At 61.9% G+C, this 19628-nt stretch carries 15 protein-coding genes, 4 tRNA genes and 2 pseudogenes; 12 read left to right on the top strand and 9 right to left on the bottom strand.

Going from position 1 to position 19628, the window contains the following annotated elements:
• The first annotated feature begins 159 nt into the window (after positions 1-159).
• From IPP03_03290 to IPP03_03250, 9 genes and pseudogenes are all read left to right on the top strand, one after another.
• A pseudogene (locus tag IPP03_03290) lies at positions 160-1345 on the top strand (lipid-transfer protein).
• Positions 1346-1357: 12 nt separating this feature from the next.
• Entirely contained in the window at positions 1358-1801 is a 444-nt protein-coding gene (locus IPP03_03285) for a MaoC family dehydratase N-terminal domain-containing protein (GenBank protein ID MBL0351734.1), read from the top strand.
• Between the two features lie 5 nt (positions 1802-1806).
• Positions 1807-2232 (top strand): dehydratase, encoded by a 426-nt coding sequence (locus tag IPP03_03280; protein MBL0351733.1) that lies wholly within the window; start codon positions 1807-1809, stop codon positions 2230-2232.
• A gap of 28 nt (positions 2233-2260) precedes the next feature.
• On the top strand, positions 2261-3088 hold the full coding sequence (locus tag IPP03_03275) for an SDR family oxidoreductase (protein MBL0351732.1): 828 nt from the start codon (positions 2261-2263) through the stop codon (positions 3086-3088).
• A gap of 17 nt (positions 3089-3105) precedes the next feature.
• The gene (locus tag IPP03_03270) at positions 3106-4251 is read left to right on the top strand and encodes an acyl-CoA dehydrogenase family protein (protein MBL0351731.1); all 1146 of its coding nucleotides are present in this window, start codon (positions 3106-3108) and stop codon (positions 4249-4251) included.
• A gap of 35 nt (positions 4252-4286) precedes the next feature.
• On the top strand, positions 4287-5813 hold the full coding sequence (locus IPP03_03265; protein ID MBL0351730.1) for a hypothetical protein: 1527 nt from the start codon (positions 4287-4289) through the stop codon (positions 5811-5813).
• A 7-nt stretch (positions 5814-5820) separates the two neighbouring features.
• Entirely contained in the window at positions 5821-6798 is a 978-nt protein-coding gene (locus tag IPP03_03260) for an ABC transporter permease (protein MBL0351729.1), read from the top strand.
• Positions 6795-8249 carry an ABC transporter permease gene (locus IPP03_03255; GenBank protein MBL0351728.1) on the top strand — a complete coding sequence of 485 codons (1455 nt, stop codon included), beginning with the start codon at positions 6795-6797 and terminating at the stop codon, positions 8247-8249. The genes IPP03_03260 and IPP03_03255 overlap by 4 nt, the downstream gene beginning before the upstream one ends.
• Positions 8249-10225 carry an ABC transporter ATP-binding protein gene (locus tag IPP03_03250; GenBank protein ID MBL0351727.1) on the top strand — a complete coding sequence of 659 codons (1977 nt, stop codon included), beginning with the start codon at positions 8249-8251 and terminating at the stop codon, positions 10223-10225. Before IPP03_03255 ends, IPP03_03250 begins: the two co-directional genes overlap by 1 nt.
• A 1-nt stretch (position 10226) precedes the next feature.
• Here IPP03_03250 and IPP03_03245 read toward each other — a convergent pair whose 3' ends face one another.
• The 5 genes from IPP03_03245 to gltX all read right to left on the bottom strand — a co-directional run bounded on the left by IPP03_03245 (position 10227) and on the right by gltX (position 13601).
• Complete coding sequence (locus IPP03_03245) at positions 10227-11738, bottom strand: transglycosylase SLT domain-containing protein (GenBank protein ID MBL0351726.1); 1512 nt, start codon at positions 11736-11738, stop codon at positions 10227-10229.
• A gap of 128 nt (positions 11739-11866) precedes the next feature.
• Positions 11867-11943: transfer RNA gene (locus IPP03_03240), tRNA-Asp, on the bottom strand.
• Positions 11944-11955: 12 nt separating this feature from the next.
• Positions 11956-12031, bottom strand: a tRNA-Glu gene (locus IPP03_03235).
• Positions 12032-12061: 30 nt separating this feature from the next.
• A tRNA-Ala gene (locus tag IPP03_03230) sits at positions 12062-12137 on the bottom strand.
• Positions 12138-12203: 66 nt separating this feature from the next.
• Positions 12204-13601: a glutamate--tRNA ligase gene (gltX, locus tag IPP03_03225; protein ID MBL0351725.1), complete on the bottom strand. Its 1398-nt coding sequence runs from the start codon at positions 13599-13601 to the stop codon at positions 12204-12206.
• Positions 13602-13697: 96 nt separating this feature from the next.
• Between gltX and IPP03_03220 the strand changes: the two genes are divergently transcribed.
• Positions 13698-13772, top strand: a tRNA-Val gene (locus IPP03_03220).
• Positions 13773-13895: 123 nt separating this feature from the next.
• Here the strand turns inward: IPP03_03220 and IPP03_03215 are convergent.
• The 3 genes from IPP03_03215 to IPP03_03205 all read right to left on the bottom strand — a co-directional run bounded on the left by IPP03_03215 (position 13896) and on the right by IPP03_03205 (position 15942).
• Positions 13896-14987 carry an ISAs1 family transposase gene (locus tag IPP03_03215; GenBank protein MBL0351724.1) on the bottom strand — a complete coding sequence of 364 codons (1092 nt, stop codon included), beginning with the start codon at positions 14985-14987 and terminating at the stop codon, positions 13896-13898.
• 326 nt (positions 14988-15313) lie between these two features.
• A complete protein-coding gene (locus tag IPP03_03210; GenBank protein ID MBL0351723.1) occupies positions 15314-15553 on the bottom strand; it encodes a hypothetical protein in 240 nt (79 codons plus the stop codon).
• Positions 15532-15942: a hypothetical protein gene (locus IPP03_03205; protein ID MBL0351722.1), complete on the bottom strand. Its 411-nt coding sequence runs from the start codon at positions 15940-15942 to the stop codon at positions 15532-15534. The genes IPP03_03210 and IPP03_03205 overlap by 22 nt, the downstream gene beginning before the upstream one ends.
• Before the next feature lie 131 nt (positions 15943-16073).
• On the opposite strand from IPP03_03205, the gene IPP03_03200 reads away from it, so the two are divergent.
• Together IPP03_03200 and IPP03_03195 are read left to right on the top strand one after the other, a co-directional pair.
• Positions 16074-16967 carry an ISAs1 family transposase gene (locus tag IPP03_03200; GenBank protein ID MBL0351721.1) on the top strand — a complete coding sequence of 298 codons (894 nt, stop codon included), beginning with the start codon at positions 16074-16076 and terminating at the stop codon, positions 16965-16967.
• 127 nt (positions 16968-17094) lie between these two features.
• A protein-coding gene (locus IPP03_03195; protein MBL0351720.1) for an IS3 family transposase occupies positions 17095-18230 on the top strand; the annotation gives its coding sequence in 2 pieces (ribosomal slippage) (positions 17095-17356 and positions 17356-18230; 1137 coding nt in all).
• A gap of 229 nt (positions 18231-18459) precedes the next feature.
• Here the strand turns inward: IPP03_03195 and IPP03_03190 are convergent.
• Positions 18460-19280, bottom strand: a pseudogene (locus IPP03_03190) (IS3 family transposase).
• Positions 19281-19628: the final 348 nt, after the last annotated feature.

Here is a 19628-nt window from a genome sequence, read left to right as displayed (position 1 = left end):
TGGCAAGCCACCCCCCACGATGGGTGTATATGCGTTTAAGCAACATTTCCCGTCATGTGAGACGACTTCTTGCCGCGATTGGTGGAGAATTGCCGAATTTGAACATATTCGGCTGCGTTTGCTCCTTAACGTCAGCCGGCGTACGGGAGGAGACAGCGAATGCGGGAAAAAGCTTTTGTCGCCGGCGTCGGGATGGTGCCCTTCGGCAAGCCGGGCGCCAGCGACCCCTATGACGTGATGGCCGCGGCGGCGGTGCGCAAGGCGCTGGACAACGCGGGACTGAGTTACGGCGCCGTGCAGCAGGCGATCCGGCTATGTCTACGGCGACTCGACCTCGGGGCAACGCGCGCTCTACGAGGTCGGGATGACCGGCATCCCGATCGCCAACGTCAACAATAACTGCTCCACCGGGTCGACGGCGCTCTTCCTGGCGCGGCAACTGGTCGAGTCGGGTGCGGTCGACTGCGTTTTGGCCCTCGGTTTCGAACAGATGCAGCCGGGCGCGCTGTCCGGGCAGTGGACCGATCGACCGTCGCCCTTCTCGCGCTTCGACGAATTGTGCGACGAGATCACGCCCTACGATGTGCCCATCGCGCTGCGTTACTTCGGTGGCGCCGGCAAGGAGTACATGGAGCGCTATGGCGTCAAGCCCAACCTTTTTGCCAGGGTGCGGGCCAAGGCCAGCCGCCACGCGGCGCACAATCCGCTGGCGCTGTTCCGCAAGGTGGTGAGCGAGGAGGAGGTCATGGCGGCGCCGATGGTCTTTCCGGAAGCCGGCATGACGCGGTTGATGGCCTGCCCGCCGACCTGCGGTGCGGCGGCGGCGATTCTCGTGTCACGGCGCTTCGCCGACCGCATGAACCTCGACCGCCGGGTGTTCATCGCCGCCCAGGCGATGACGACCGATCGTCCGGGAACCTTCGACAAGCGCAGCATGATGGCACTGGTCGGGGACGACATGACACGCGAGGCGGTCGCCCAGGTTTATGCGCAGGCCGGGATCGGTCCTGAAGATCTCGATGTCGTCGAACTGCACGACTGCTTCGCGCAGAACGAGGTGCTCATCTACGAGGGGCTAGGTCTCTGTCCGGACGGCGGCGCCGAGAAGTTCATCGCCGATGGGGACAACACCTACGGCGGACGCATCGTGACCAATCCGTCGGGGGGATTGCTGTCGAAGGGGCATCCGCTGGGGGCGACCGGCCTTGCCCAGTGCGTTGAACTGGTTGAACAGTTGCGCGGCGAAGCAGGCGAACGCCAGGTTGCCGGCGCCCGTCTTGGGCTGCAGCACAACCTCGGGCTGGGCGGCGCCTGCGTCGTCACGCTCTACCAGCGCGTCGACTGAGCGGGAGGGATGATGATCGCCAGAAGCCATCTCGGCATGCAGTTACCGGTGGTCCACTGGCCGGTCGAGAAGGGCCGGCTGCTCGCATTCGCCCGGGCAATCGGCGAAACCCGCCCAGAATATACTGACGAGGCGGCGGCGATGGCCGCCGGCCATCCATCGTTGCTGGCGCCGCCGACGCTTTACTTCGGGGCTGAACTTGATGCCGGCACCATCCAGGCGCTGATGGAAACGCTGGGCGTCCCGATCGACCGGGTGCTGCACGGAGAACAGAGCTTCACCTATGAGCGACCGGTACATGCCGGCGACGTGCTGACCCTGCGATCGAGCATTGCCGACATCAGCGAAAAGAAGGGCGGCAGGATGGAGTTCGTCACCAAGGTGACCAGAGTGACCAACCAGCGCGGCGAGGCAGTGGGCGAAATGCGCTCGGTCATCGTCGTCATGAACGGCTGAGCGCCATGGTTGGAGCACAAGAGATCAACGCGCCGGTCAGGGTGGGCGACGTGTTGCCAGAGCTGGTCCTGTTGGCGATCGACCGCACCCTGCTGTGCCGCTTCGCCGGGGCCTCGGGAGACTTCAACCCGATCCATGTCGATATCGATTTTGCACGGCGCGCCGGGATGCCCGATGTCTTTGCCCACGGCATGCTCGGCATGGCCTGGCTGGGGCGCCTGCTGACCGGATGGCGGCCGCAGTCCCGTCTGCGCTCGTTCAGCGTGCGCTTCGTGGCGCTTACTCATCTTGGCAACCAGCCGGTCCTGCGCGGACAGGTCATCGAACTGCTGGAAGAGGGCGGCCAGCCGCTCGCGCGTGTCGCGGTGGAAATGCTTAACCAGTACGGACAACTGAAGATAGAGGGCGAGGCGCTGGTCGCGCTTGGCTGAAGCGAATTCAATGTAAGCGGAGATTGAAATGGGAAAACTCGAAGGAAAAGTGGCCATCGTCAGTGGTTCCGGCCGCGGCATCGGTCGGGCGCTAGCCCTCAAGCTGGCGACGGAGGGCGCCAGCGTCGTCATCAATGATCTCGATGCGGCGCCGGCCGAGCAGACGGTAGCCGAGATCGTCGCTGCCGGCGGGCAGGCGATTGCTTGTATCGGCAGCGTGACGGCGCCCGATTTTGCCGAGCGCTTCGTGCAGAATGCGATCACGCACTTCGGCGGCCTCGACATCATCGTCAACAACGCCGGCTACACTTGGGACAACGTGGTCCAGAAGATGACTGACGAACAGTGGTACGCGATGATCGACGTCCACCTGACCGCGCCGTTCCGCATCCTGCGTGCCGCCGCCGAATTCCTGCGCAATGCGGCGAGGAAGGAAAGCGAGGCCGGCGACGAGAAGTTCCGCAAGGTGGTCAATGTCTCGTCGATCGCCGGTGTCGGCGGCAATGCCGGCCAGGTCAATTACGCGGCGGCCAAGGCCGGGGTGATCGGCATGACGCGGACGCTGGCCAAGGAGTGGGGGCGTTACCGGGTCAATGTGAATTGCGTGGCCTTCGGCCTGATCAATACGCGCCTGACCCGCGCCCCGGCTGATGGCAGCTCGACGCTCGACATCGCGGGCAGGCAGATCAAGGCCGGCGTCAATCCCGACCTCCTCAAGCAGATGGAAGCGCTGGTGCCGCTCGGTCGCGGCGGCACGCCGGAAGAAGCCGCCGGCGCCATCGCCTTGCTCTGCTATCCCGAATCCAACTACATCTCCGGCGAGCTGCTGGTCTGCGGCGGCTGCTTCCGCATCTGAACGGGAAAAGGAAGACCATGACCATACCGCGCACAATCTTCGACGACGAACATCGGCAGTTCGCCGAATCGCTCGACCGCTTCATTGAGGTCGAGGTCGCTCCGCATTACGAGCGCTACGAGGATCAGGGCTTCATCGACCGCGAGGTGTGGCTGAAGGCCGGCCAATCCGGCTACCTGTGCACCTCGATGCCCGAGGAGTACGGCGGAGCCGGCGCCGACAAGCTCTACAGCGTCGTGCTGTTCGAGCAGCCGGCGCGCCGGGCGGTGCAGAACCTGCTCGGGATGCTGCTGCATTCGGAGATCGTCGCACCCTACCTGCTGCATTACGGCAGCGAGTTCCTCAAACAGAAATACCTCCCCAGGATGGTGAGCGGCGAACTGATCGGCGCCATTGCCATGACCGAGCCGGCGGCCGGATCAGACCTCCAGGGTATCCACACGACGGCCGTGCACGACGGTGCCCATTACGTCCTGAACGGTTCCAAGACCTTCATTACCAACGGCTTCCATTGCGATCTGGTGATCGTCGTCGCCAAGACCGACCCGGGCAAGGGCGCCAAGGGAACCAGCCTGTTCGTTGTCGATACGACGATGGCCGGTTTCTCGAAGGGCAGGCGCCTGAAGAAAATCGGCATGAAGGCGCAGGATACCGGCGAACTCTTCTTCGACAACGCGCGAGTTCCGGTCGACAACCTGATCGGTGAGGAAAACCGCGGTTTTGCCTACCTGATGACCGAGCTTCCCTGGGAACGCCTGCAGATCGCCATCACCGCCGTTGCCCAGATGGAGGCGGCGATCGACTGGACCTCGTTGTACTGCCGCGAGCGCCGGGCGTTCGGCAAGGAGATCATGCAGTTCCAGAATACCCAGTTCACCCTCGCCGAGGCGATGACCGAGGTGCAGATCGCCCGGGTCTTCATCGACCGCTGCATCGAGCTGTACATCAAGGGCGAACTTGATGCGACCGCAGCGTCGATGGCCAAGTACTGGTGCACCGACCTGCAAAGCAAGGTACTCGATGCCTGCCTGCAACTGCATGGCGGCTACGGCTACATGTGGGAATACCCGATTGCCCGGGCCTGGGCCGATTCGCGCGTCGCCCGGATCTATGGTGGTTCGAACGAAATCATGAAGGAACTGATCGCGCGCCAACTGCCGTGATTTGAGTCGCCGCCGGTTTCGGGCAAAATCCGGCCATGCCCGCCTACGGTTTGTTTCCTGCCGATCAGTTCAAGACCACCAGCGGCAGTCGCGGCGATTGCGGCGCGTTGCCGCAGGCATTGTGGTACTTCAACAACGAAACCATCGCCGTGCCGCGGCCTGGGGCGCCGGTCGCGGGCTTTGAACGGGCTTTGCCAGCGTGGGATGACCTCGCGGCCTGGGTTGGGGCAACCCCGTTCGACGCCGTGCCGGTATTGCCCCCCCTGGTCTGGCTGGGGGCGCCGGATATCCTCACGGGGGCTCAACTCACCGGCGATGGCCGAGCGATCTCGGTCGGCGACCGGCAACTTGCGCTGAAACTGGCGCCGCAGCTGCCGCTGAACAGCGCCTGGTTCGATCCAAGCAGCGCAACCTTCTTCCACGGTCGACCACTAAAGCTGCGCGGAAATCAACAAGGCGAAACTTTTGTGGCGCGAACGATCTGGCCGCAGGATTTCAGCATCCCGGATGCGCCGGTCAGCAATGCGCTGGCTGACAACCCAGCGGTATTTCGTATCTGGCTGCGGTCGCAACCGCAGGGCGGAGCGCAGAGTCCGTTTACGGTGGAGTCGATCTGGCGCCGGCCGGGCAGCAGCGGGCCGCGCGCGGGGCAGCCGGTGATCGGCCTGATGCTCAATGGTGCGCAGGGTGACGACGACGAGGCGCACGGCGGTCACTTCGCGCTAATGACTGGTCGACTCGGCGAACAAGGCGGCATCGACCAATGGCTGGTGAATAATTTCTACACCCTTGATTTGGAAAGCGAGAAGGGCATCATCGCCGCCCCGGTGCCGCTCGACAATTATCTCGGTGATCTGAACAGCGGCCAGGCCTGGTATCGCCCGTCGTACATGCTGGTCGCCACGCTCGCCGATCCGCGCAGCGCGGCGCGGCTGCAGTCGGCGCTGGGGCGCGTTTATAATCAGTTCTACCGCCACCAGTTCGCCTATCAGCATGCACGCGCCAACTGCGCCGGCATCAGCGTCAATACGGCCCGCATCCTGGGCTGGCAGGTGCCGGCGCGCGGGCCGGAATGCTGGCCGAAGGCGATCGTTGCCTTGCCGCTGGTAGCGGCAAAGGAAGGCAGCCTGACCAAGGGCAAGGCGACATTCGACTACCTGACCGAGGACCGGACCATCCTTTTTCCGGCCGTCGCCTTCGAGGAAATGGGCACCGACCTGCTGCGTCTGGCGAGCGGGCGGGCAGGGCGCACGTTGTCGGATTTCGAAAAGCTGCTGGCCGCAGACATCACGGAAATCCTGCTCGTTCGCCTGCCGCAATTTCCATCGAGCCGCGCCTGGGGCGACTGGCCGGTTGAAAGCAGCGTTGAGTATCAGGCGCGGTTGCCAACCAATCCCGCCGATCAGAAGATCATCCCGGTTCCGCCGCGTCCGTTCCCCGATAAATTGCGCGATCCGCGCTCGCCGGCCGAGCCGTGGTTGCGTTCCGATTACGCGTTAGCCGCCTGGGGGCTAGCGATAATTGTGTTTTTGGCGCTCATCCTGCGCCGGCTCTTGGCATAATCCGCCTGTGCTTGCCTACATCATTCGTCGCCTGCTGTACGCCATCCCCATTCTGATCGGGGTGAACCTGCTGACCTTTGCGCTGTTCTTCGTCGTCAATACGCCGGACGACATGGCGCGCATGCAGCTCGGGGTCAAGCGGGTGACGCCGGAAGTGATCGAGAAATGGAAGGTCGAACGCGGCTACGACCGGCCGTTGCTGATTAATTTTGAGGCAAAAGGGCTGTCGACCGTAACGGACACCATCTTCTTCCAGAAATCAGCGCGCATGTTCGCCGGCGATTTCGGCCGCGCCGAGGACGGCCGCGATATCGCCCGCGAAATCGGCAGCCGCATGTTGCCGTCGCTGGCCATTGCGCTGCCGACCTTCATCTTCGGCCTGTTCGTGACCGTGAGCTTCGCGCTGACGCTGGCCTTCTTCCGCGCCACGGCGTTCGATTTCTGGGGCGTCGTGCTGTGCGTGGCGATGATGTCGATTTCCGGCTTGTTTTACATCATCGGTGGGCAGTTCCTGATCAGCAAGGTCTGGCGGCTGGTGCCGATTTCCGGCTTCGGCGACGGCATCGACGCCTGGCGTTTCCTGATCCTGCCGGTGGTGATCGGCGTCATTTCCGGGATCGGCTCGTCGACCCGCTGGTATCGCACGATCTTTCTCGAAGAGGTGAACAAGGATTACGTGCGCACCGCGCGCGCCAAGGGGCTGCCGGAAACGGTCGTCTTCTTCCGCCATGTGCTGCGCAATGCGCTGATCCCGATCCTGACCGGCGTCGTTGTCGTCATCCCTCTGCTCTTCATGGGCTCGCTGCTGACTGAGTCCTTTTTCGGCATTCCCGGTCTCGGCAGCTACACGATCGACGCGATCAACGCGCAGGATTTCGCCGTCGTGCGCTCGATGGTCTTCATCGGCTCGGTGCTCTACATCATCGGGCTGATCCTGACCGACATTTCCTACACGCTGGTCGACCCGCGGATTCGCTTCGAATGAGCGGCTTCGAGATCGTCGTTCTCTGGTCGGACATGGTCATCTGGCTGCTGGTGGCAGCCGGGATCGCCGGCGCCGTCGCAATTGCCAGAAATCCGCCGCTGCCGTCAGCCTGGCGGCGGGTCGGCGCCAACCGCGCCGGGATGGCGGCGGCGACGCTGCTGCTCGCCTTTATCGTGATCGGCCTGCTCGATTCGCTGCACTACCGCGTCCAGCTCGAAGGCAAGCCGGGGCAGAAGCCGGTCTATGCGATCGAGGTGCTGTCGGTGCTCGACGCGCTGCTGACGCCGCTACGCACACGCAACGAGAAAACCTATTCCGAACCCTTTGCCACCCGTCTCTACGCCAAGGAAACGATCGACTTGCCGGGCGGCCAGACGATCCGCGACTATCCGCGTCTGAAACATGGCGGTGCCCACCTCGGCGAGCGCGAGGATGAGGTCCTGGCCGATGCCGGCTTTTCCGCCTTCCGGGTCGGCGTGCTCGCCTTGTTCGGCTGGTTGGCGCTGGCGGCAAGCGCCGCAGGGCTGGTCAATCGTCGTGCCGTGCAAAATGTTGTCCCCCAAGAGGACTTTCTGCGGGGCGCTGCTGGTTTCAGGGTCGACGCCTCGGGCTGGCAAGAAATCTGGCGCGGCGAAACTGCCTTTGCCTGGAACGCCGTCCTCATCACCCTTGGCCTCATGCTGCTGGTTGGCGTACCGCTGTTCTGGCTCGCCACGCAATACCATGTCTTCGGCACCGACAAGGTGGGGCAGGACGTCCTCTACCAGATCCTGAAAAGCGTGCGCACCGGGCTCATCATCGGCCTCGTGACGACGCTGGTCATGCTGCCGGTAGCCGTGCTGCTCGGCATCATCGCCGGCTATTTTCGTGGCTGGATCGACGACGTGATCCAGTACATCTACACGGTGCTCAGTTCGATCCCCGGCGTGCTGCTGATTGCCGCCGCAGTGCTGATGATGCAGGTCATCATCGACAGCAACCCGCAGTGGTTCTCGACCGCCGCCGAGCGCGCTGACCTGCGTTTGCTGGCGCTCTGTTTCATTCTCGGTATCACGTCGTGGACCGGCCTCTGCCGGCTGCTGCGCGGCGAAACGCTGAAGCTGCGCGAGCTCGAATACATCCAGGCGGCGCAGGCCTTCGGCGTCTCGAACTGGCGCATCGTCGTCCGCCACATCCTGCCCAACCTGATGCACATCGTCATCATCGCGCTGGTCATGGATTTTTCCGGGCTGGTGCTCGCCGAGGCGGTGCTGTCCTACGTCGGTATCGGCGTCGATCCGACGATGATCAGCTTCGGCACGATGATCAACAGCGCGCGCATGGAACTGGGTCGCGAGCCGGTCGTCTGGTGGTCGCTGGTGGCGGCCTTCGCCGCCATGTTCATGTTGGTGCTGGCGGCTAACCTGTTCGCCGACGCCGTGCGCGACGCTTTCGATCCGAGGGCCGCCTGATGCTCGAAGTCTCCGACCTGCGCCTCGGCTTCAGCGCCGGCAAGAAGACCTTCGTTGCGGTCGACGGCGTTTCGTTCACTATTTCCAAAGGGGAAACCTTCGCGCTGCTCGGCGAATCCGGCTGCGGAAAATCGGTCACGGCGCAGGGCATCATGCGCCTGCTGCCGGCCGCCGGGCGGGTCGTCGGCGGCAGTGTCAGGATTGACGGCGAGGAACTGCTGACCCTGTCGGAAGCCGCCATGCGCCAAGTACGCGGGGCGCGCATTGCGATGATCTTCCAGGAGCCGGCGACCAGCCTCAATCCGGTGCTGACGGTCGGCGTGCAGATCGGCGAAGTGCTCGACCGTCATTGCGGGCTGCGCGGCGAGGCGGCGCGCCAGCGCATGCTCGAACTGCTGCGCCAGGTCGGCATCGCCGATCCCGAACGGCGGCTCGACGAGTATCCCTTCCAGTTCTCCGGCGGCATGAAGCAGCGCGTCATGATTGCCATCGCGCTGGCCGGCGAGCCCGACCTGCTGATCGCCGACGAGCCGACGACGGCACTCGACGTCACCGTGCAGGCACAGATTCTCGACCTGCTGGCGCAACTCCAGCGCGAACGCGGCATGGCCATGCTGCTGATTACCCACGATCTCGGCGTCGTCGCCAAAATGGCGCAGCGCATCGGCGTCATGTATGCCGGCGAACTGGTCGAAGTGGCCAGCCGCGAAGATTTCTTCAGGCGGCCGAGCCATCCCTACACGCAGGCCCTGTTCGCCGCCTTGCCGGAAATTTCGCGGCGCGGCATGGTATTGACGACGATTCCCGGCCAGGTGCCGGCGCTGTCGGCGATGCCGGCCGGTTGCCGCTTTGCCGATCGCTGCCTGCACGTGATGCCGGTTTGTCGGGACATCTCGCCGGGCTGGCGCAGCGTGGCCGCCAGCCATACGCTGCGCTGCCACTGGTCGGGGAGTGCCGCCGCGATTGCCGAGACGCCACGACTGGGGCTTGGCGATCTGATGCCGGAGATGGTGCCCTTTCTCGAAGTGGCCAACCTGAAAGTCCATTTCCCGATCCGCCGTGGCGTCTTCCAGCGGACGGTCGGGCATGTTCTTGCGGTCGACGGCGTTTCGCTGGCCATTTCCGCTGGCCGCACGCTGGCGCTGGTGGGCGAATCCGGCTGCGGCAAGACGACGGTCGGCAAGGCGCTGCTGCAACTCGTCAAGCCGACCGCCGGTAGCGTTCGCCTCGGTGGCTCAGAACTGGTCGGCATGCAGGCGCGGCGTCTGCGCGCGGCACGCCGCCACATGCAGATGGTGTTCCAGGACCCGTTCGCCTCGCTCAACCCGCGGATGCGGGTCGGCGAAATCATCGCCGAAGGCATGGGCGCGTTGGCCCTGGAGGCCGACTCGGTGGCGCAGGCGACGGCCGTCGCCGCCTTGCTCAAGCAGGTCGGCCTGCCCGATGAAGCCGCAGGACGCTATCCCCATGAATTTTCCGGCGGGCAGCGCCAGCGTATTGCCATCGCGCGCGCACTGGCCGTACAGCCGCAATTGCTGATCTGCGACGAACCAACCTCGGCGCTCGATGTCTCGGTGCAGGCGCAGATCCTCAACCTGTTGAAGGAGCTGCAGGAAGCGCTCGGCATCGCCTACCTGTTCATCACCCATAATTTCGCAGTGGTCGAGTATCTGGCCAACGACGTGGCGGTGATGTACCTCGGCCGCATCGTTGAGCGCGGTAAGACGGAAGAGGTCTTGCGCTCGCCCCAGCACCCGTATACGCAGGCCTTGCTGTCGGCGGTCCCGGTGCCCCGGCTTGAAGCGCACCCGGCGGCGGTTCGCCTGCCTGGCGAGACGCCGTCACCGGCGAATCCGCCCGGCGGCTGCCATTTTCACCCGCGCTGCCCGCAGGCGATGGATATCTGTCGTCAGCGCTACCCGGAAACCAGCAGCGTATCAGCGACGTATACGGTCAACTGCCACCTGACCGACTGAATCAGCTACGCCGGCCGTTGCCCGATTTGGCGACCTTGGTGGCCTGCACCGGGGCTGCCGGTTTTGCGGTGGAGACCTTGGGCTTGTCGGTGGCGGCTGCTTTAGGCACTTTTGCGGTATTGGCAGCGGCCAGCTTGCCGCTATCTTTCTTGTTGTCCCTGGTGGCAACCTTGGTATCGGCTGCCTTGCTGTTGGACGCCTTGTCAGGCTTGCCCGGCCGTGTTGCAGGCGTGAATGCCACCGGGGCCTTAACGGGCGGCGGTTCGGGCTCGACAATTTGCGGAAGGCTTGGCTCCGCACCCATGCTGTCCAGATCGTCGGCACCTTTGCCGGCCGGGACGAGCAGGGTGGAGCCGCCAGCCAGCTTGATATTGCCCTTTAAGCCGTTGGCGCGTTGCAGGTCGGCCAGCGCAATACCGAAACGCGGCGCGACCTGGTCCAGCTTTTCGCCGGACTTCAGCGTGTAGGCCTGCCATTCGGTCAGTGGTTCGTCGGTCTTTTCGAGATTGCGCTGGAAAGTGGCGAGCTTCTCGGCCGGCAGGACGACCGGCGTATCTGCCTTCATTACCGGGCGATTGTGCGATGGATTCAGCGCCAGGAATTCATCGATCGGCATGTTGGCGAGGCGGGCGGCGGTCTTGACATCCATCGGCCGGGACGTTCCGACGGTTGCAAAATAAGGGCGATTAATGATCTCCGGGAGGCCGAGTTGGATCATCAGGACCGGGTTGCTGAAGATGTTCTTGAGCGCCTGAAGCTTCGGGACGTAATGCCGCGTTTCGTTTGGCATCGTCAGGCTGACGTAGTCGGTCGGCAGGCCCTTGGCCTGGTTTTTCTCGATGGCCCGCTTGACCGCACCTTCGCCCCAGTTGTAGGAGGCCAGGGCAAGGTGCCAGTCGCCGTGCATTTCGTAGATGGCCTGCAGGTATTCGAGCGCGGCGTCGGTCGAGGCAACGATGTCGCGGCGCTGATCTTGCCACCACGTCTGCTCGAGGTTGAAACGCTTGCCGGTGGCCGGGATGAACTGCCAGAGCCCCGAGGCATGGGAACGCGAATAGGCCATCGGGTTGAAGGAGCTCTCGACCATCGGCAACAGCGCGATTTCGGTCGGCATGCCGCGGGCTTCCAGTTCCTCGACGATGTAATGCAGATAGGGCCGGCTGCGCTCGACCATCCGGCGCAGCGCATCGGGCCGGTTCTGGTACCACTGTTGATAGTGGAGCGTCAAGTCATCATCCAGGTTGGTCATCGCAAAACCGTGGCGCAGACGAACCCAGAGATCGTCGGGCTGGATGGTCAGGTCGACCGTGCGAGCCACTGCCGTTGCTGGGTGCACTTCGTGAACCGTCAGGGCGTTGTCGATGCTCGCGGCGTTCGAAGGGGCCAGCATGGACAGGAGCAGAGTTTGGCTGTCGCCGTCGGCAAGAACCGGGGCGGCAACGAGGGACGTAAGGGAAATCAGTGCGAAACCGGTGAAACCTTTGACCAGCGACAGAACGTTGCGATCATGCATAGGGCAAGACTCCTGCCTCGGAACGGGGTTGGTCGGGAGGCAGAAGTATAATCCTCCGAGTCAGAAATATCCATGTATTCAACAGGGGAAACAAAAAAACCGGCCAAGGCCGGTTTTTTTGTATTTGTTGGCGGAGTGGACGGGACTCGAACCCGCGACCCCCGGCGTGACAGGCCGGTATTCTAACCAACTGAACTACCACTCCGCGCCGAAAGCTTGGCGTCCCCACGGGGATTCGAACCCCGGTTACCGCCGTGAAAGGGCGGTGTCCTAGGCCTCTAGACGATGGGGACCCGGACTAACAACGTTCCTTCACGTTTGCCTGGTGGAGGTAAGCGGGATCGAACCGCTGACCTCTTGCATGCCATGCAAGCGCTCTCCCAGCTGAGCTATACCCCCGGTACCGTGAAAGAGCGCGAATTATATGGACTCGGTCCAAGCTTGTAAATACTTGTCCAGCAATATTTACCTTTTCAGCCCGGCCAGCTTCTCCAATACTGTGCAGCGGCCGATCAGTGCGATGACCGCATCGACCGATGGGGTCTGCCCCTGGCCGGTCAGGATCACGCGCAGCGGCATGGCCAGCTTCGGCATCTTGAGGCCGTGCCTGGTCGCCGTCTCCTTGATCAACGCGTTTATTTGCGGAATTTCCCAGTCGACCGTAGCGATGCCTTCGGCAAAATCGGTCAGCGCCGGGCGCGCATCATCAGTCAGATGCTGCGCCAGCAGTTCGGTTGAGGGTGATACCTCGACGTAGAAGATCGCAACTTCGTCGGCAAGCACATTCAACGAGTTACTGCGGTCGACGTACAAGGCGACCGCTCGTTCCAGGTCTGGCCCCGCCTCGGTGTCGACGCCGCGGGCGGTCAGGCGGGCCCGGACTCTTTCAGTGAGATCGGCGAGCGGCAGCTGTTTCATGTAATACTGGTTCAACCACAGCAGTTTTTCGGTATTGAATTGCGCGGCCGAGGCGGTGATGTGGTCGAGGTCGAACCATTCGACGAACTGCTGGCGCGAGAAGATCTCGTCGTCGCCGTGCGACCAGCCGAGACGGGCGAGGTAATTGATGACCGCTTCCGGCAGAAAACCGTCCTCATCGTATTGCATCACGGACACTGCACCATGGCGCTTCGACAGCTTGGTGCCATCTTCGCCGAGAATCATCGACAGATGGGCATATTGCGGTAACTCGGCACCGAGCGCCTGCAGGATATTGATCTGGCGTGGAGTGTTATTGACGTGGTCGTCGCCGCGGATGACGTGGGTGATGCCCATGTCCCAGTCATCGACGCAGACGCAGAAATTGTAGGTCGGCGTGCCGTCGGCGCGGGCGATGATCAGATCGTCGAGTTCGCCATTGGCGAATTCGATGCGCCCCTTGACCTGATCGTCCCAGGCGACCACCCCACCCTTCGGGTTGCGAAAGCGCACGACCGCCGGTACGTCGTTTGGCGGGGGAGGAGGGGTCTTGCCTGGTTCCGGACGCCAGCGGCCATCGTAGCGCGGCTTTTCCTTGCGCGCTTCCTGCTCGGCGCGCAGTGCATCCAGTTCCTCGCGCGTCGTGTAGCAGCGATAAGCAGTGCCGGTGGCCAGCATCTGCTGGATCACAGCCTTGTAGCGATCCATCCGCTGCATCTGGTAGAACGGCCCTTCGTCATGTTCCAGACTCAGCCAGGCCATGCCGTCGAGAATGGCCTGCACCGCCTCGGGCGTCGAACGCGCCACATCGGTATCCTCGACGCGCAGTATGAAGGTGCCGCCATGGCGGCGAGCGAACGCCCACGAGAAGAGGGCGGTGCGGGCGCCGCCAATGTGCAGGTAGCCGGTTGGGCTGGGCGCGAAACGGGTGCGGACGGGCTTCATGGCGTGCGGAATCCGTGGATAGGCAAGGGGCCGTATTCTATCCGACCGGCGTTTGACCGGCTCTAGGACTTATGGTTAAATGCGAGCTTCCCAACGGGGCGGTTAGCTCAGGGGTAGAGCACTGCCTTCACACGGCAGGGGTCACTGGTTCGATCCCAGTACCGCCCACCACGCAAAGCCTTGTGTGGCAAGGGTTTCGGGTGTTGCTCGATGTCGGGATGATGGCCTGTACGGAAACCAGGCGGAAATCGTCTCAAATGTCACCTCGCAATACAGGGCCTCCGCACTCGAACATCATAATGCCTGAAACCCCAACATATTCATGCGTACCTCATCATCCCAGGCCGCCCGCTTGCGCTTCAAGCGCAAGCTGCATTTCTTTTTGTCGGTCTTATCCAGGCGAATGAGATTGAGGACGATCTTCTTGAGCAGGGAGAGGTTTTGTGGCGCATGGTCTTCACGCACCGTACTGCCGTCCTCGCCCATCGTGACATCAAGCATCCAATGAAGTTGGTTCTCGATTCCCCAATGGCTACGGGCCGCTTGGGCCAGTTGCTCAGGCGTCAAAGCCCGCGAGGCAATGTAATACCGTTGCTCCAGCGTCGCCGCCTTGCCGGTGACCTGACGTACCGAGTCAATGCGGCCAATGACGGCGCACTCCGGCCAGTCAGCCAACACCACGACGCCTTCCGCTGGCAGGATCGACGCGATTTGCGCCACCACGCGGCCATGCGATTTCTCGACGTGTTCGTTTCGCCCCGCTGTCTCTCGACGATCAATGAAAGCGCCCTGGATCGCGTTGAACAGCTTGGGTTGATTGCCTTTGACGGCGAGCAGGTAATCCGCTTTTTTGTCAATGATCTTTCGGGCAATGGCGCGCTGGCAGCCCATGGCATCGATACTGACCAGAAAGCCGTCGATCGCAAGCGCTTCAAGCAATTCGGGAATGGCGGTGATTTCGTTGCTCTTGCCGCAGACCTTCTCCTGACCCAGGGCAATGCCCAGTTCGGTGGCGAAGGCGCTAACCAGGTGAATGGCGTCTTCGCCACCATTGCCCGATCCACGCACCGTTTTGCCGTCGACCGCAATCGTTCCTGCCAACGTCGGTACGGCCTGAGTCACCCAGCGCCGGAAGCTGGCTTCGAATTGCCCAGGATCAAGCAGGCGAAAGAGTCGCAGAAAGGTGTCTTCGGACGGCACGCCATTTTTCAGCACCAGAAACCGACGCAACCACTGCTCACGCGATTGCGCCCAGGCAGCAACGTCTTCCACACTGTCGCAATCCGAGAGAACACCGGCGATCGCCATCACGAGCATCTCCCGAAAGTCATGCCGCGTCCCATTGCTGGCCTTCCGGGGATCATCGATTTCGTTCAAGCATTCCATCAAAACCAGACCTTTCGTCGCGCTCATTGGGGGCACCCAAAAGACGAGAGTAGACGTGATTTCCGATGGGTTTACAAGATGATGGCGTAACGTGCTGAATGTTAACGACTTTTTCAGGGAGATAATGACAAATGGAATTATTCATTCCGAGTGCGGAGGCCCTGCCTCGCAATGCCTGTTCCAATTTCCACTTGACCTCAACGACGCGAGCGAGATCAACCGAAATCCCGCAGGCGAGCAGCACGCGCAGCCGGGCACTCTCTTCCAACCATCGCCAGAGCTCACACAATTTGGAGCTCCCCATTTTCGGGGTTCGACAATTCAACTTATAGGCGATGCCGGTAGCGCTCAAGCATGCAAATCTGTTGCAAAGCGGACATAGCGGACTTCGGTTCGCCGAGCTTATAACAGCCGGCCAGAACAACCTTGCCGAAGTCGCGATAATGCTGGCAGGCGTGCTTCGAGCACTCGTCGCAAAGCGTCTGAATTTCGTCGAGGATGTCGAGTCTTGCGACAAGCTGCTCGCCGCTTGGCGGGAACATGATCATAGCCAGGCCCTCGCGCATTCGATCATCGTCGCGTCATGGATGTCGAGCAATGCCCGACCCCGCTGGTAGCTGCCGGCCAAGTTCCACGCAAACGGGACGCCAATATCACGCAAGCCGCTGAACACGATCCGGTCGCGCAGGGTCATCTGCTCGCTGGTCATTGTGCCGGCGCCAAGTGGATCGTCGATATATTGATCAGTGCCGGCCTGATATAGCACTAGGCCGCAGTCTGCGAATTGTGCAACGAACTCGGGTAGTGCATTGAGGAAGGTGGACGCTGAAGTGATTCGCGGGGTGTAGTGCAACACCCGATTGCCGAGGCGGGTGATGATGTCTTCGGTGCCATCGGAATGTGCATCGGCGTCAGTTATAGCACAGCGGCAGGCGGGCAGGTTGCAGACCGTCACCATCACAGGGCTATTGCATACGCAGATATCGTAAACCCTGCTGGAGAGTTGTTTACTATCAGTGAGTTATGACGGGGGCTTGTGGACTCGGTCGGAATCAGGTCTACTCTCGACTTTTGTCGGGAATGGAAATGACACTGACGGAAGTATTTGTTGGTCTGGATGATCCTCGCACCGGGCCTGCGCAGCGGCACGATCTGACGGAAATGATCCTGATGGCGCTGTGCGCAGTGTTGTGCGGAGCGGATAGTTGGGTGGATGTCGCCGAATGGGTCGAGGACAACGAGGCTTGGCTGAAGCAGCACCTGGTTCTTGAGCACGGCACACCGTCCCATGACACTTTTGGCCGGGTATTCCGCCTGCTGGATGCCCAAGTATTCGAGACCTGTTTCCGTGAATGGATCAGTGGCCTCATCGGCGTTGTGGCGGGGGTAGTCGCCATCGACGGCAAGACCGCCTGTGGTTCCCGGGATGGCCATAACAGCGCGCTGCACACGATCAGCGCTTACGCCACTGCCAGCGGCTTGTGTCTGGCCCAGGATCATACCCGTGGCAAGGGCAACGAGATACCCGCCATCAAGGCGCTGCTCGACACACTGACCCTCAAGGGATGCATCGTGACGATTGATGCCATCGGTTGCCAGACCGAGATTGCCCGAAAGATTCTCGACCAGAGCGGGGATTATCTGCTGGCCGTCAAGGATAATCAGGAAACCTTGGCGAATGCCTTGCGAGAGTTCTTTTCTGATGGCGAGACAGCCGGCTTCGGCACGCTGCCGGTTGATCGATTCCAATCTGTCGAGAAGAACCATGGCCGCATCGAAGCCCGACGGGCGATGTGGGTCACGAACCTGTCCTGGCTGGACAAGAAGTTCCAGACACACTGGCCAAAACTCGCTGGCGTCGGCATGATCGAGCGACAGCGGGACATCAACGGCACGCTTTCCAAGGAGCGCGCCTTCTACATCGGCAGCAAGGGCGTCACCACCGCAGCGTCTTTTGCCAACGCAGCACGCAGTCATTGAGGTATCGAGAACAGCCTGCATTGGGTGCTCGATGTCACGTTTCGAGAGGACAACTGCCGTTGCGGCGGTCACGGTTTTTCGGACAGTCGGATAAGCTAAAGCCGACCGAACGAAAGGAACGTGAAACATGAGCGTGAAACGCAAGCAGCACGGCGCGAAGTTCAAGGCGCAAGTGGCGATGGCGGCGCTGGCTGGGGACAAGACCCTGGCGGATCTAGCATCGGAATATGGGGTTCATCCGACGATGATCAGCACCTGGAAGCAGGAATTGGTGAAGCGTGCCGACGAGCTCTTTGAGCGCGGCAACAAGAATGCTGCCGACCCACAGAAGGTGATCGACGATCTGCATCGCAAGATTGGGCAACTCCAGGTCGAACGGGATTTTCTGGTCGGACAGCCCGCCATCTCCCGCCTGATGAAAGGCGCACGATGATCAAGCCGAACGCGGAACTGTCCATTGCCCGGCAAGCCAAGCTGCTCGGGGTTTCCCGTAGCAGCGTCTATTACCACCCCAAACCCGAGTCGAACGAGGAACTTGATCTGCTCAAGCGACTGGACGAGCTCTTCACCGAGAATCCGATGTACGGTAGCCGGCGACTCCAGGCGATGCTCAAGCGCGAAGGCGTTCTGGTCGGACGTCGGCGTATTCGTCGGCTGATGAAGAAGCTCGGCCTGTGGGCGGTCACCCCGAAGTCCGACACCAGTCGGCCCCATCCCGAGCACAAGATCTACCCCTACCTTCTGCGGGACATGAGCATTGACCAGCCTAATCAGGTCTGGGCCACCGACATCACCTACATCCCGATGCAGCGAGGCTTTCTGTACCTCGCCGCCATCCTGGACTGGGCGACAAGACGGGTGCTGGCCTGGCGGCTGTCCAACACGCTGACGGCGGACTTCTGTGTCGAAGCGCTCAAGGAAGCGATTGCCCGATACGGCCAGCCCACGATCTTCAACACCGACCAGGGCAGTCAATTCACCAGCGAGGAATTCACGGGCGTGCTCAAGGCCCACAAAATCCAGATCAGCATGGACGGACGTGGACGCTGCTACGACAACATCTTCGTCGAACGCCTGTGGTGGACCGTGAAACACGAGTGGGTCTATCTGCGCCCGGCGGCAAACGGCATTGAGCAAAAGCGTAGCTTGGCCGAATGCTTCGACTGGTACAACCGCCGACGGCCCCACCAGTCGCTCGCGTGGCAAACACCGGACGATGCCTACTTCGGCGCGCTGGCCGCGGCGCAAGCTCTGGCGGCGTGAAAGGCGAAAAGCACCCTGCACCGTGGATTTGTGGACAGTCGGCTGCGCCGATCCCCGCCTAACCGCGTTGCCGCGGTTCCCACCGCTTGCCCACAGGTCGGCGGCTGCCCACAAGCTCCACAGCGCCTACCACTATCCGTTTAAAATCCGGGAACGTCAAAACCATCTCCCAACCACCGGCCTTAGCTTATTCCACCCCGGTGACTGTCCAAGGGACCGGAGCCACTGCAATATCCGGCTTGCCGAAATGCAAGATGGCTTCGCTGACCGCCTCCAGACAGAAATCCGTGGTCAGCGTGTTGGATAACCGCCAGGAGAGGACTTTCCGGCTGCACCAGTCGATAACGGCGACCAGATAGACGAAGCCCCGGCGCATCGGAATGTACGTGATGTCGGTGGCCCAAACCTGATTGGGGCGGTCGATGACCAGGTCCCTGAGCAGATAGGGATGGATCAGGTGGGCATCATGCCGTTTGGAGAGGTTCGGCTTCCGATAGAGCGCTTCAACGCCCATCTTCCGCATCAATGTCCGCACATGCTTGCGTCCGATCGTATGGCCTTCCAGGCGCAGCAGATCGCGCAGCATCCGGCTGCCAGCGAACGGGTGCTCCAGATGCAATTCATCGATGCGGCGCATCAGCGCCAGATCGGCGGACGAGACAGGTTCCGGGGTGTAGTAGGCGGTCGACCGGGCAAGCCCGAGAATCCGGCATTGCCGGACTACCGGCAGGGTGTGGCTGCGGTCAATCATCGTCTTGCGCTCAGCAGTCCCGCCTTGGTGAGCGCGCCTTCTAAAAAATCATTTTCCAGACTCAGGCGACCAATCTTTGCTTCCATGGCCAGAATGTCCGGGCCTTTCTCCTTGGCGGTCGTGTCGCCAAACACGACTGACGAACGCTCCATCAACTGTGTCTTCCAGTCGGTAATCTGGTTGGGGTGAACATCGAACTGCTGCGCCATCTCGGCCAGCGTCTTGTCGCCCTTGATGGCCGCCATCGCCACCTTCGCCTTGAACTCCGGCGAGTGATTCCGCCGCTTCCTTCTCGTCATCTTCTTGCTCCTCATTTCGGCCGCTACGCGGCCTGCGATTGAGCAAGGCTATCACTTATCCCTCTGTCCGAAATTCCGGGGCCGGCTCTATTCTTGGAAAAAATCTACCTGTTTGGTGATGCTGATGCTCGGTAGTCTTCATGAGTCAGCCTAAAATGACGAAAGCCCCGCACCGGGGGAAGTGCGAGGCTTTCAGGCGACCTGGGTTGGGAGGGGGAGGGAAGTGGGCCGCCAACGCTGTTGGGGGTTCAGCGCTTGAGTTCAAGATACCGGTCGAACCCACGCAACTCAAGTAACGGCTGGCAACAGGGTGTGTCAAGATGTGTGCAGCAAAAACAGTCTGCAACT

Origin of the sequence: Candidatus Dechloromonas phosphoritropha (assembly GCA_016722705.1) — a bacterium.
In the GTDB taxonomy this organism is placed as follows: Bacteria; Pseudomonadota; Gammaproteobacteria; order Burkholderiales; family Rhodocyclaceae; genus Azonexus; species Azonexus phosphoritrophus.
The sequence above is the reverse complement of the archived record's forward strand: the minus strand, read 5'-3'. Positions and strand labels throughout refer to the sequence as shown.